We start from the raw sequence: 12805 nt of genomic DNA on the forward strand, positions 1-12805 counted from the left end.
GCGCCGATGTCCCCACCGGCGCCGCCTGTACTTTATAATCAGCGCCCGCCTTAGAATTGCGCGCGCATGACCAAGGAGTAGCGACGGTCCGCGACCGTGTAGTTGTGCTTGTAGATCAGGCTGTTGCTCATATTCCCCTGGGTCCCGTAGTACCAGTTGTCACGCTCGTCGATCGAGATGACGTTCTTGGTCGCCAGCAGGTTCGCCGCCTGGACACCCACCTTGATGTTCTCGGTGAGCGAGTAGATCAGCGACGCGTCCAGCTGGCCATAGTCCTCCATGTAGGCTGGCGCCTGAACGTTGGAGGCCGAGGCTGCCATCAGGTAGCGCGACCGCCAGTTGTAGGCCAGGCGGAAATCGAAGTCATACTTGGTGTACAGCAGGGCGGCGTTCAGGGTGTAGGTCGACAACTGTTCCAGGGGCAGCTTCAGCTTGCTGGCCCCGATCTGGCTGCCGTCGAAGACGCTGCCCGAGGTGTTCTGCGTGCCGCTGCTGTCCAGGATGGTGAAGTTGACGTCCGTGCCCAGGCCACTGAGAATGCCAGGCAGGAAGTCATAGAAATAAGTCACCTGACCTTCCAGGCCCATGATGCGGCCATGGCCGTGGTTCTGGGGCACGTTGCCGACGACGTTCTCGGTGATGCCATTGTTGGTCACCTGGACAACGGTCTGGTCGCTCTGGATGTAGTCGTAGATTTCCTTGTCGAACACGCCGAACGACACCATCGACCCAGGCTTCAGATACCATTCGTAAGACAGGTCGAAGGACTGAGCCCGCATGGGCTTCAGCTTCGGATTGCCGGTGTTGAAGGCGAAGGAAACACCGGTGTTGTACATGACGGGGCTGCCCGTCGCCGCCGCCGCATTCAGTTCCGCCTGGGTATAGGGCAGGTTCGTGACGGTGTTGATCACCTTGTCGGTAACCAGGGCCGGTCGGTTCTGGTAGGTGCCGGTCATCGTGAAGGATGGCGACAGCTGATAGAAGTCCGGACGCACGATGGAGGTGGCCGCCGCGAAGCGGATGGCCATGTCATCCTGCGGCTTGAAACGCAGGTTCAGGCTGGGCAGCACGTCGGTGTAATGGTTGCTGAACGACGTGAGCGCGTTGGCGCCGTTGGCGAACAGCAGCGCCTGCAACGCCGTTGCCGAATAGGACGAGGTGTCGCCATTCTGGCTGAGCGACGCGACATGGCCGAAGCCCATGGATTCGCTGTCCGTACGCACGACACGGACACCGATGTTGCCATCCCAGGGCAGGTTCCAACCGAACAGGTCATCATGGCCAAAACGGAGCTGGGCGTAGATGGCGTTGGTCCGTTCCGTCTGGTCGTTGGTTCCCAGGCCGGAGGTGGAGGTCGGGGCGTAGTTGTAGTTGCCGTTGAAGGGCTGCCAGAAGGTGATGTTGCTGCCCACCGGCTGGGTCGTGCTGAGCAGGTTGTTGTTGGCATCCACCGGCGCGCCCGCCCAGATGGGCAGGTAACCGGCCAGGCTGCCGTTGGGGAAGGGGCTGTACTTGCCACCATTGGCTGCCCAGGTGGGGATGGTGCCATGGCCGCAGGTGGCGCAATAATAGCCGTAGGTGCCGTCGGTGTAGGCGGCCAGATTGGTGCCCAGGTTGGGCGTGTACAGCAGTTTCTGGATGTAGCTGGACAGCAGCGTCTTGTTCTTGGCCAGGTCGACGCTGGGCATCCACAGCGACGGCATGGAGCCGCCGAAGAAGTTGTTGAAGTTGACCACTTGCTGGTTCTGGGGGAACTGCCCCACGGTCGCGGTCTGGCCGGTGAAGGCCCAGGGGGCGGAAATCAGCGCCCAATTGTAACCGCCGTCCCTTTGGATGGAGTGGCGGTCCGTGGAGCGGAAGCCGAATTTCAACGACCGCAGGAAATCGCCGTCGATATCGTAGGTGGTATCCAGCTTGCCCGTCGTCTGATCGGCCTTGTCGATCTCGTTATGATCCATGGCCGCGTAGAGGTTGAACACGTTGGGCGTGGCGGTCAGGTCCTGCATCTTGATGATGGGCACGTCACCGCGCAGGTCCAGGCCCACACCGCCCGTGGCCGTGACCGTGTTGTAGACGGTCATGTCATAGTCGTCACGGCGGGAGAAGATGCGCTGGAAGTCGGCGTTGACATGCCAGCGACCGTGATTCCACTTCACGCCACCCGCCGCGTCCCAGGTCTCACTATTATCCTCACCGTAGCGGGTGCCCAGGTTCAGCAGGAAGCTGTTGGGCACGCCGTTACCGCCGCCTTGGCCATCGACGATGGTGCCGCTCAGGAAATTGCCGTCGGCATCATAGGTGAAACCGGTGCCGGCCGCCGGCTGGTTCAGGAAATTCTGGTTGTTGGTGGCCGAGCAGCAGGCTGATGTCTGGGCGAAATGGTCGGTGCTGACCAGCTTGGATGTGGTGCGGAAGTAGGTGCCGTAGAACTCCAGCTCATCATTCGGCTTCCACTGGAGGGCGGCGTACTGGCCGTCACGGGTCTTGTCGCGGTCTTCCAGGCGGTATTCCACGCCGGTTGGCACCATGACGACTGACTTCGGCTGACCCGAAATCGAGTTGTCGCCGTTGAAGTTCAGCGTCGTGCCGCCGTCATAGGACGACTTGGTGCTGGTGGAATGGGCGTTGTAGGGGTCGACCTCGATGGCGTTCAGCCGGCTGCTGAGTTCCGAGTGGGCCACGTCCACCAAGATGCCGATCTCACCGATCTTGGTATCCCAGCGGTTGGAATACAGGCCGGAAGCCGACGGCGTCCACTTGTGGCGCAGGTCGCCGTTGGTGGCGTCAGCGGACAGCCCGATGACCTGGTCATTGCTGTCAAACGGCATGCGCGTGCGCAGGTTGATGGTGCCGCCCAGACCGCCTTCGACGATGTCGGCCGAGGGGTTCTTGTAGACGTCGACGCCGGCCGCCAGTTCTGGCGTCACGTCTTCCCATCCCAGCGCACGGCCGTTCTTGGCGCCGAAGCTGTCGCGGCCATTGATTTCAGAACGCACCCAGGTCAGGCCGCGGATCTGAACGCCCGACCCTTCGATATTCAGGCGGTCGATGTCGCGGGGTTCATTGGTGCGGCCGATGCTGATGCCGGGCACGCGCTGCAGCGCCTCGGTCACGGAACGGTCAGGCAGCGCGCCGATGTCGACCGCGGAAATCGAGTCCACAATCTCTTCAGAATTGCGTTTGAATTCTTGCGCGTTATTCAGGGCCTTGCGCATGCCCACGATGACGATTTCTTCCAGGGAATCGTCCTTTGGGGCGGCGTCAGCCGCAGATTGGGCATGGGCGACGCCCGCCCACGTGAACGCCAGTGCCGAGACGGATAGTAGTGCGACGGCCTTTGAGGTAGCGCGCATCTTTTTCTCTCCCAATTTAATTTATTTATTTGTGGACACAAAAACGCTGTCGCGGCCCCTACCGGCCACGCGCGAGAATCGGTCGTTTGATGCTGATATCCTTCATTTTCCTCCCCCGTTTTTTTTTGCTGCGACCCTTGGCCCTGGTCAGCAAGCCAGGCATCTTTGATAGCGCATGACAACCTTGTCAAGGGACGATCGCGCCCCTGCAACCGTCCGATTTGCGGTCGTCGCAATTGTGAAGGAAAAATATATTATTAATCATCGCCTTGCCGCAGGTCGGCCGGCGCAAAAAAATATCAGTGCGTTCCATCACAGTTGTGCAACGACGCTCGGGCGCCTCGCCCGCCTCGACTCGCACTAGGCCATTCGGCCTATCTCCTCGCATGCGCCTGTTCGGCGCGGACGCGAAAAAGGCCGGCGAAGCCTCGCCGGCCTTGGTCCTTCACGCCCGGAGATCGCGGGACGTCAGTCGTGAAAATCCTCCACCATCACCCGATGGCCACACAGAAAGGCATCGGCCACATGGCTGAGCGGCGCCAAATCCACGTCGACCTGGCGCTCGCGCACCAGGCGGCTGAACAGGGCGTAGAGGTTGGCGTATTCCGCCTCCGGTTCTTCCAGGTGCGGGACGCCGTCTATGCTCATGGCCGCACCGCCACGGTTCAACGTCAGCGTGCCGTCGGTCGTCTCGACCACGATGTCCCAGCTTTGCGGGCCGGTCTGGCGCCAGTCGAACTCCGCCCGCACCGGCACGCCGGACAGGTCGCGGAAGTCCAGTTGGGCGGCGATGGGGGCCTGGCGGTTGGCCGGGAACTCCAGCGTCGCGGCCTTCAGCACCAGGGCGCGGGGCAGGATGTGGGTGATGATGGACAGCGCGTTGATGCCGGGGTCGAACACCCCCAGGCCGCCGGGCTGCCAGATCCAGTCCTGGCCGGGATGCCAGTGGCGCACATCCTCCTTCCACGACACGGTGACCGAGGTCAGCGTGCGGCCGGCCAGCCAGGCGCGGGCCGGTTCCACGGCGGGGGCGTAGCGGGAATGCCAGGTGGCCAGCAGGGCCAGGCCCTTTTCCTTGGCCAGAGCCACCAAGTCGTGCACCTCGGCCAAGGTAGCGCCCGGCGGCTTTTCCAGCAGGACGTGCCGGCCGCGTTCCAGCGCGTGGCGGGCCAGGGCGTGGCGCCCCTGCGGCGGGGTGCACAGGGCCACGGCCTCGATTTCCGGCCGGGCGTCGAGCAGGGCGTCGAGGCTGCCGTAGCTGTCCACGCCATCCAGCGTGGCGTTGCGGCTGGCGACCGCCACCAGCTCATAGTCCGGATTGGCGGCGATGACGGGCAGGTGCTGGTCGCGGGCGATCTTGCCCACGCCCACCAAGCCGATCTTGATCGGTGACATGCGCTCTCGAGGCTCCCCTGGTTTTTATAGGAAAAGGGGCGGGCCGGCTTTCCCGACCCGCCCCTGGCGTCTCACTTGCCCGGCTGGACCACGCCGTCCACCCGGCGGTTCAGCCCCAGCGGATTGGCGTGCTTCACCGCCGCCGGCAGCAGGGCGTCCGGCAGATCCTGGTAGCAGACCGGGCGCAGGAAGCGGTCGATGGCCAGCGTGCCGACCGAGGTGGTGCGGCCGTCGGAGGTGGAGGGATACGGGCCGCCGTGCACCATGGCGTGGCAGACCTCGACCCCCGTGGGCCAGGCGTTGGCCAGGATGCGGCCCACGCGGCGCTCCAGCGTCGGGATCAGGCTGGCGGCCGCGTCATGGTCGGCCTCGTCCAGGTGGAGGGTGGCGGTCAGCTGGCCTTCCAGCCCTTCCAGCACGGCCTTCACCGCCGCGACGTCCGGGCAGCGGACGATGACGGAGGACGAACCGAAGACCTCATGCGCCAACGCCGGGTCGGCCAGGAAGTCGGCCGCCGACACGCTGAACAGCACGGCGGAGCAGACATTGCCCTCACCCTCGGCCGCCTGGGCCAGGATGGTGGCGCTGGGGCTGCCGGCCAGGGCCTTCACGCCCTGCTTGTAGGCCTTGGCGATGCCAGGGGTCAGCATGACCAGCGGCGTGGTCTTGCCCACCGCCTCGGTGGCCGCGGCGATGAAGCGTTCCAGATCCGGGCCGTCCACGGCGATGATCAGGCCGGGGTTGGTGCAGAACTGGCCGGCCCCCATGGTCAGCGACCCGACGAAGGCCTGGCCCAGGGCCTCGGCCCGCGCCTTCAGCGCGGCGGGCAGCAGAACCACGGGGTTGATGCTGCTCATCTCCGCATAGACGGGGATGGGTTCCGGCCGGGCCTGGGCGATGCGCACCAGGGCCAGGCCACCGGCGCGGGAGCCGGTGAAGCCCACGGCCTTGATCCGCGGATCGGCGACCAGCGCGCCGCCCAGTTCGTTGGTGGTGCCGCTCAGCAGGCTGAACACGCCCTCGGGCAGGCCCAGTTCCTTGACGGCGGCGGCGATGGCCTCGCCCACCAGTTCACTGGTGCCGGGGTGGGCGGGATGGCCCTTCACCACCACCGGGCAACCGGCGGCCAGCGCCGAGGCGGTGTCGCCACCGGCGACGGAGAAGGCCAGCGGGAAGTTGCTGGCGCCGAACACGGCCACCGGCCCCACCGGGATGTGGCGCAGGCGCAGGTCGGCGCGGGGCAGCGGCTTGCGCTCCGGCTGGGCCGGGTCGACGCGCACGCCCAGCCAGTCGCCCTGGCGGATGACACTGGCGAACAGGCGCAGCTGACCCATGGTGCGGCCGCGTTCACCCTCCAGGCGGGCGCGGGGCAGGCCGCTCTCGGCACCGGCGCGCACCAGCAGGTCGTCGCCGATCGCCAGGATGTTGTCGGCGATCTTTTCCAGCAGGCTGGCGCGGAGTTCCAGGCTGGTCTCGCGGAAGCTGTCGAAGGCGGCGGCGGCCAGGGCGCAGGCCTGGGCCACGTGGTCGGCGCCCGCCTGGGCGAAGGCGGTGTCCAGAGTCCCGTTGGTGGCGGGATCGATGGCGGCGAAGGTGGCGTCGGTGGCGACGCGGGCGCTGCCGATCAGCAGCTTACCGTGCAAAGACATCTGGTGTTCCTATCCCTCTGGGTGGCCCCCGTCTGGGTGACCAGTTGGTGGGGCGCCGCCCCTTGTTAGCCAAATTTGTACGATAAATCCACACTTCCCCGGTGGCGGCGCCATGGCCGGGGGTGTTGACAGGCTTCATCACAGCCGAAATGTAGGGTTGATACCGGTAACATGCAACCGCGCGCGCCGGCGTCCAGCCCCGCCAAAAACAAGGGGCCGGGCGCCCCTGATCAAGATCGCCCGCGCCCATTTGCTATGCTGCACCGCAACGCATGCCCCTAACCCACGGGCGGGGCGAAGCAAATGCGACGGGCAGTTGGGTCCTGGCGGGATGGGCGGATCGGCCCTTCCTTGCCGGGGCCGTCACCGACATCTCATATAAGGGAATTGTGCCATGACCATTCCCGCCGCCCTCCCCGGCACCCTGGCGGATCAGGCGCCCCGCCCCGCCCGCATGACGCCGGCCCAGGCCCGGCTTCTGTTCGCCGCCACCATGGGGAATTTCATGAGCGCCACGCCGGTGTTGTACACCGTCTTCGGCATGGCGCTGATCCCCATCTCCCAAGAATTCGCCTGGCCGCGCGCGCAGGTGGCGGGCGTGCTGGGCCTGGCCGCCCTGTTCGCCGCCCTGATGGCCTTCGTCACCGGGCCGCTGGTCGACCGCTATGGTCCCCGCCGCCTGATCCTGTTCGGCAGCCTGTCGTTCGCCCTGGCGCTGGCCCTGTTCTCCTGCGCGCCGGCCCGGGTGCTGCCCTTCTACGGCCTGTTCCTACTGGCTGACATCGCCGCCGCCTTCGCCTCCCCCATGACGTTCAGCAAGGCGGTGTCGGGCTGGTTCGACCGGAGCAGGGGTGCCGCGCTGGGCTTCGCCGGCGGGGTGGGCAACGGCCTGGGCGCCACCATCATCCCCATTGTCGGCGGCATGCTGCTGTCGCATTTCGGATGGCGCGTGACCTACCAGGGCATGGCCCTGATGGTGGGCGTCATCGGCTTCCCCATCCTGCTGCGCTGGTTGCGCGACCCGCCGCCGGGCGGCTTCCGCGATACGCTGCCGGCGCGGCATGAAGCGGCGCCGGCGCACGCCGTCAACGACCTGACCCTGCGCCAGGCGGTGGCCACCCGTGCCTTCTGGATCATGGCGCTGGCCATCGGCCTGTGTGCCGCCTGCATGACGGCGATGTTCACCAACGTGGTGCCGGTGCTGACCGAGCGCGGCTTCGGCCTGGGGGACGGCGTGACGGTGGTGACCATCTTCGCCCTGGTCTGCGCCGTGTGGCAGTGGCTGATGGGTCTGCTGCTGGACCGCATCGCCCGGCCGCTGATCCTGGTGCCCTTCTATCTGCTGGGCCTGGGCGGCCTGTTGCTGCTGCAGTACGGGCCCAGCATGCCCTGGCTGGCGGCGGCGGGGGTGCTGATGGGCCTGGGGCTCGGCGCGGAGTACAGCGCCCTGCCCTTCCTGCTGTCGCGCTATTTCGGCTTCCGCAGCTACGGCGCCATCGCCGGCATGCTGTACGGCGGCATCAATGTCGGCATGGGACTGATCCCCTTCGCCATGAACGGCATCTTCGACGCCTACCGTTCCTATGACCCGGCCTTGCACATCATCCAGGGGCTGATGCTGGCCGCCACCATCGCCTTCCTGTTCCTGCCGCCGCATGACCGCCCCTTGAAGGGCTGAGTGTTTTAATGGCCCGGCGGATGCGGTCGCATCCTACGATCTGAGGCAATCCCTCAGATGGCCCCTCTCCAGAGCGCAGGCGTGAAAAAGGCGGGGAGGACAATCCCCGCCTTTCCTCATTCCGATAGTGCGATCAGCCGGCCAGCTTGGCGGCCAGCTTGGCGACGTGCGCGCCCTGGAAGCTGGCGATGCCCAGTTCGGCCTCGGACGGCTGGCGGGAACCGTCGCTGGCCGAGAGCGTGGTGGCGCCATAGGGCGTGCCGCCCTGCACCACGCCCAACTCACCCAGGCGGGGCTCGGCATAGGGCACACCCACCACCACCATGCCGTGGTGCAGCAGGCTGGTGTGGAAGGACAGCAGGGTGCTTTCCTGGCCGCCATGCTGGGTGGCGGTGGAGGCGAAGACGCTGCCGATCTTGCCGATCAGCTTGCCCTGGGCCCACAGGGCGCCCGTCTGGTCCAGGAAGTTGCGCATCTGCGCCGCCATCATGCCAAAGCGGGTGGGCGTGCCGAAGATGATGGCGTCATAGTCGGCCAGCTCTTCCGGCGTGGCGATCGGCGCCTCCTGGTCCAGCTTGGCATAGGCCTTCTCGGCCACGTCGCGCGGCATCAGCTCCGGCACCCGCTTCACCACCACCTCGGTGCCGGCCACGGACTTGGCGCCATCGGCCACGGCGTATGCCATCTTCTCGATATGGCCCCAGGTGGAATAGTACAGCACAAGGATCTTCGCCATCGTCAGTCTCCAGGCGGGTTAACAGAAGCCCGGCATATGCCACGCCCCCCGGGGCCGGCCAAGGCACGGGCCGCCTGAGGCAAGAAGCCGGGCAGTTCTGGACAAGACGGGCCGGATGGCCTTCCCTACCCTCACAGTCGCGACGGACCTGGTGTCGTGGATGCTGGGACATCCCCATCGGACGGTCCGCGCGGACAGGAGAGTGAGGATAGGTTTTGGAAACCCTCGAAGCCCTGCGCACGCGCCCTTTGAAGCCCGGTTTCGGCGCGGAAATTCTGGATGTGGATTTGAAGACGGCATCGCCGGAGGAAGTGGACCAGGTGGTGGACGCCTTCCACCGCTTTGGCGCCATCCTGCTGCGCGACCAGGATCTGGACCCGGCCGGCCTGAAGGCCTTCCTGGGCCGCTTCGGCGCCCTGGAGGGCCACACCCAGAAGCAGTTCACCCTGCCCGATCATCCCGAAATCTACATCCTGTCCAACAAGGTGGTGGACGGTAAGCCCATCGGCGCCCACAACGACGGCGTGGGCTGGCACACCGACTATTCCTACAAGGCCGAGCCGGTGATGTGCACCATGCTATACGCGGTGGAGGTGCCGGATGAGGGCTCCGACACCCTGCTGGCCGACCTGTGCGCCGCCTACGACGCCCTGCCCAAGGACAAGCGGGCGCGGCTGGACGGGCTGAAGCTCCATCACAGTTACGAATACTTCATGACCAGCCGCCAGTTCCTGCGGGTGGACAAGTTGAGCCCCGAACTGAAGGCCGAGAACCCTGACGTCATCCACCCCCTGATCCGGACCCATCCGGCCGACGGGCGCAAGGCCCTGTGGGTGAGCACCGGCACGGTGAAGGAGGTGGTGGGCATGCCCAACCCGGAGGGGCTGGACCTGTTGGAGGAGCTGGTGGCGTTCGTCACCCAGGAGCGCTTCGTCCATGCCCACAAGTGGCGGGTGGGCGACATCCTGATCTGGGACAACCGCTGCACCCTGCACACCGGCACACTGTACGACGACAAGAAGTACACCCGCCTGATGCACCGCATGTGGGTGAAGGGCGACAGGCCTTTTTGATAGCCCCTCACACGCCGGGCGCCGGCATCCGCCGCCTTGGCTGTCCATTTTAGTGAGGTTCGTATCTCCGAAGACTGGCCGTGGGTGAGACATCCCACGGCCTTTTTCACGAATGGGGCGTTCGATGACGACGAAAAGACCGCGCACATGGCTGATCACCGGCGTCAGCTCAGGCTTCGGCCGGGCGCTGGCCCAGGCGGTGCTGGACCGGGGGGAGCGGGTGTGGGGCACCGTGCGCACCGAGGCCGATGCCGACGCCTTCCGCGCCCTGGCGCCGGACCTGGCGCGCGCGCCGCTGCTGGACGTGACGGACGAGGCCGCGGTGCACCGCGTGGTGGCGGCGGTAGAGGCGGATAGTGGCGGCATGGGTGGGGGCGGCATCGACGTCCTGGTCAACAACGCCGGCTATGGCCTGGTGGGCGGCGTGGAGGAAACCAGCCTGGCCGACGCCCGCGCCCAGTTCGAGGTCAACGTCTTCGGCGCGCTGGCCATGATGCAGGCGGTGCTGCCCTTCATGCGCGGGCGCCGGGCCGGCCATATCGTCACCATCACCTCCGTTTCCGGATTGGTGGGCTGGCCCAGCCTGGGCATCTATTCCGGCAGCAAGTTCGCGCTGGAGGGCATCACCGAGACGCTGGCGCAGGAGGTGGCACCCCTGGGCATAAAGGTGACGATGGTGGAGCCCGGCGGCTTCCGGACCGACTTCGCCGGCCGGTCGCGCAAGCGCAGCGCGGCGGACGCGGAACGGGCCGAGCTGAGCGCCGACTACGATGCCACCGTGGGCGCCTGCAAGCGCCTGCTGGCCAGCCACGCGGGCCACGAGCGGGGCGACCCGGCCCGCGCCGCCCTGGCCATCCTGAAAGCCGTGGACGCCGAAACCCCACCCCTGCGCCTGCTGTTGGGCGAGGACGCGGTAGGCTACGCCACTGACAAACTGACCCGCCAGTTGGCTGATATCGAGGCCTGGCGGGCGGTTTCCGTGGATACCGACTTCCTGTCCTGAGCCTGTCCATATCGTCCTTGCCATACCTTGCAGCGCGAGGCAATATGCCTCGTATCACGAGGTATGGGGGTATGATGTTCGATCGTTTACACGAACGCCTGCTGACGGCGGGCATAGCGCCACGCCATGCCCGCCGCTACATCACGGAACTGCGGGAACACGCGTCCGACCTGACGGCGGAGGAAATGGCGGCCGGCTGCTCCCGGATTGACGCGGAGACCCGCGCCCTCGCCCGCCTCGGCAATCAGGATGAGTTGGCCCAGGCGCTGCTGCGGCGTGGCGACTTCCGTTCCTGGGGCGCCCGGGCACCCTGGGCGGTTTACGGCATCGGCGCCGTGCTGAGCACGCTGGCCACCTTCGTCGTGGCGCTGGCCACCATTGCCGCCATCATTGAAACGCACCGCCCCGCCCCGGACGCGCATCCGGTGTTGCCCCACTGGTTCGGCAACGCGGTCACCATCATCAGCTACGTCCAGAGCCTGGTCCTGCCATTGCTGATCGGCGGCGGCTTCGCGGTCATGGCGGCGCGCCAGCGCATGCCGGCCCTGTGGCCCAGCCTGGCCCTGCTGGCGGTGGGCGTCCTGGGTGCCGGCAGCATGTGGAGCATCCAGCCGCCCGCCACTCCGGATAGCCAATGGTCCGTCGGAATCGGCTTCGTCCTGTTTCCCCCCTATATGCACCTCGACACCGCCCTAGGGCACATCGTCGTGAACCTGATGCTGACCCTGTTGCCCTATCTGTCCTGGCACGCCTGGCGCAAGGCAATGGGAACGCCGGTGCCGAAAGGCCTGGATCATCCCGACCACCTGATTGAAACCTGAGCCCCGTCATCATGGCCGAAAACAATTCCAACTTCATGAGCGGCGTGCCCGAACTGCTGATCCTGCGCCTGGTGCGGGAGAAGGAGATGTACGGGTATGAACTGGTGCAGGCCATCCGGGAGCGCAGCAATGAGGCCATCGCCCTGGGTGAAGGCGTCATCTATCCCGTGCTGCACGCGCTGGAACGCGATGGCGCCCTATCGTCCTCCCGCAAGACCGTGAACGGCCGCAGCCGCGTCTACTACGCTCTGACCGCCACCGGCGCCAAGCGGCTGGACGACTTGGCCGGCAACTGGTCGCGCCTGACCGGGGCCATCCAGTCCATCCTGGTCAGCGGCGTGCAGCATGCTTGACGGGTTAACCGTGGTGCGGGAGCGCCTGCTGACCGCCGGCATCGCCCCCCGCCATGCCCGCCGCTATGTCGCCGAACTGCGTGACCACGCGGCCGACCTGGTGGAGGAGGAGATGGCCGCCGGCCTGCCGCCGGACGAGGCGGACGCCCGCGCACTGAGCCGCCTGGGTGGGCCGGACGAACTGGTCCATGCCATGGTGGTGCGCGGCGACTTCCGCTCGTGGGGTGTCCGCGCGCCCTGGGCGGTCTACGGCCTGGGCTCGCTGGGCGGGCTGGCGGCGGCCTATGCCCTGGCCGTGGCCATTCTGGCAGGCATCATCGAGACCCACCGTCCGGGATGGGACGCCCATCCCGAATTGCCCCTCTGGTTCGACACGGCCTTCGCATTCATCCGCTACGGCACCGGCGTATTGGCGCCGCCGGCGCTGGGCGGCCTGTTCGCCCTCATGGCGACACGCCAGCGCATGGCGGTGCGATGGCCCACCATCGCCCTGCTGATCATTGCCATCGCCGGCGCCGCCGGCACCTGGTCCTTCGATCCCGGCGACAGCCATGGCAGCCCGATGGAACTGGGCCTGACCTTCGGCCTGTCCACCGTCGACAGCAGCCTGCGCCACATCGTCATCAACCTGCTGCTGACGCTGGCGCCCTACATCGCCTGGCATGTCTGGCAAAAGGCGATGGCGCGGTACTCGGCGCTGGAGGATGAGCCGGGCGGCCCCCTGGTCCACGGCTGACGCACCCC

Annotated in this window: 10 protein-coding genes; 6 read left to right on the plus strand and 4 right to left on the minus strand. The window is 66.5% G+C overall.

Going from position 1 to position 12805, the window contains the following annotated elements; all coding sequences use genetic code 11:
• Positions 1 to 50 precede the first annotated feature (50 nt).
• The 3 genes from FHS74_RS12575 to FHS74_RS12585 all read right to left on the minus strand — a co-directional run bounded on the left by FHS74_RS12575 (position 51) and on the right by FHS74_RS12585 (position 6397).
• Positions 51 to 3353: a TonB-dependent receptor gene (locus FHS74_RS12575; protein WP_184800899.1), complete on the minus strand. Its 3303-nt coding sequence runs from the start codon at positions 3351 to 3353 to the stop codon at positions 51 to 53.
• 468 nt (positions 3354 to 3821) lie between these two features.
• Positions 3822 to 4748, minus strand: coding sequence for a Gfo/Idh/MocA family protein (locus tag FHS74_RS12580; protein WP_184800902.1), 927 nt, complete (start codon positions 4746 to 4748; stop codon positions 3822 to 3824).
• A 71-nt stretch (positions 4749 to 4819) separates the two neighbouring features.
• Positions 4820 to 6397: an aldehyde dehydrogenase (NADP(+)) gene (locus FHS74_RS12585; RefSeq protein ID WP_184800903.1), complete on the minus strand. Its 1578-nt coding sequence runs from the start codon at positions 6395 to 6397 to the stop codon at positions 4820 to 4822.
• 394 nt (positions 6398 to 6791) lie between these two features.
• Here FHS74_RS12585 and FHS74_RS12590 point away from each other — a divergent pair, with 394 nt between their 5' ends.
• On the plus strand, positions 6792 to 8075 hold the full coding sequence (locus FHS74_RS12590; protein WP_184800905.1) for an MFS transporter: 1284 nt from the start codon (positions 6792 to 6794) through the stop codon (positions 8073 to 8075).
• Between the two features lie 133 nt (positions 8076 to 8208).
• Here the strand turns inward: FHS74_RS12590 and wrbA are convergent, their stop codons facing one another.
• A complete protein-coding gene (gene wrbA, locus FHS74_RS12595; protein ID WP_184800907.1) occupies positions 8209 to 8811 on the minus strand; it encodes an NAD(P)H:quinone oxidoreductase in 603 nt (200 codons plus the stop codon).
• 215 nt (positions 8812 to 9026) lie between these two features.
• Between wrbA and FHS74_RS12600 the strand changes: the two genes are divergently transcribed.
• The 5 genes from FHS74_RS12600 to FHS74_RS12620 all read left to right on the plus strand — a co-directional run bounded on the left by FHS74_RS12600 (position 9027) and on the right by FHS74_RS12620 (position 12797).
• On the plus strand, positions 9027 to 9884 hold the full coding sequence (locus FHS74_RS12600) for a TauD/TfdA dioxygenase family protein (protein ID WP_184800909.1): 858 nt from the start codon (positions 9027 to 9029) through the stop codon (positions 9882 to 9884).
• Positions 9885 to 10008: 124 nt separating this feature from the next.
• Positions 10009 to 10887, plus strand: coding sequence for an oxidoreductase (locus FHS74_RS12605; protein ID WP_184800911.1), 879 nt, complete (start codon positions 10009 to 10011; stop codon positions 10885 to 10887).
• Between the two features lie 71 nt (positions 10888 to 10958).
• Positions 10959 to 11708: a hypothetical protein gene (locus FHS74_RS12610; protein WP_184800913.1), complete on the plus strand. Its 750-nt coding sequence runs from the start codon at positions 10959 to 10961 to the stop codon at positions 11706 to 11708.
• Positions 11709 to 11719: 11 nt separating this feature from the next.
• Positions 11720 to 12061 (plus strand): PadR family transcriptional regulator, encoded by a 342-nt coding sequence (locus FHS74_RS12615; protein ID WP_211106260.1) that lies wholly within the window; start codon positions 11720 to 11722, stop codon positions 12059 to 12061.
• The gene (locus FHS74_RS12620; protein WP_184800915.1) at positions 12054 to 12797 is read left to right on the plus strand and encodes a permease prefix domain 1-containing protein; all 744 of its coding nucleotides are present in this window, start codon (positions 12054 to 12056) and stop codon (positions 12795 to 12797) included. Before FHS74_RS12615 ends, FHS74_RS12620 begins: the two co-directional genes overlap by 8 nt.
• Positions 12798 to 12805: the final 8 nt, after the last annotated feature.

It is taken from the genome of Nitrospirillum iridis (assembly GCF_014205765.1).
Classification (GTDB): Bacteria; Pseudomonadota; Alphaproteobacteria; order Azospirillales; family Azospirillaceae; genus Nitrospirillum; species Nitrospirillum iridis.

What these genes read in the sequence shown, in the direction of transcription:
- FHS74_RS12575 (WP_184800899.1), bottom strand. Translation starts at nt 3,353, where the DNA reads ATGCGCGCTACCTCAAAGGCCGTCGCACTACTATCCGTCTCGGCACTG.
- FHS74_RS12580 (WP_184800902.1), bottom strand. Translation starts at nt 4,748, where the DNA reads ATGTCACCGATCAAGATCGGCTTGGTGGGCGTGGGCAAGATCGCCCGC.
- FHS74_RS12585 (WP_184800903.1), bottom strand. Translation starts at nt 6,397, where the DNA reads ATGTCTTTGCACGGTAAGCTGCTGATCGGCAGCGCCCGCGTCGCCACC.
- FHS74_RS12590 (WP_184800905.1), top strand. Translation starts at nt 6,792, where the DNA reads ATGACCATTCCCGCCGCCCTCCCCGGCACCCTGGCGGATCAGGCGCCC.
- wrbA (WP_184800907.1), bottom strand. Translation starts at nt 8,811, where the DNA reads ATGGCGAAGATCCTTGTGCTGTACTATTCCACCTGGGGCCATATCGAG.
- FHS74_RS12605 (WP_184800911.1), top strand. Translation starts at nt 10,009, where the DNA reads ATGACGACGAAAAGACCGCGCACATGGCTGATCACCGGCGTCAGCTCA.
- FHS74_RS12610 (WP_184800913.1), top strand. Translation starts at nt 10,959, where the DNA reads ATGATGTTCGATCGTTTACACGAACGCCTGCTGACGGCGGGCATAGCG.
- FHS74_RS12615 (WP_211106260.1), top strand. Translation starts at nt 11,720, where the DNA reads ATGGCCGAAAACAATTCCAACTTCATGAGCGGCGTGCCCGAACTGCTG.
- FHS74_RS12620 (WP_184800915.1), top strand. Translation starts at nt 12,054, where the DNA reads ATGCTTGACGGGTTAACCGTGGTGCGGGAGCGCCTGCTGACCGCCGGC.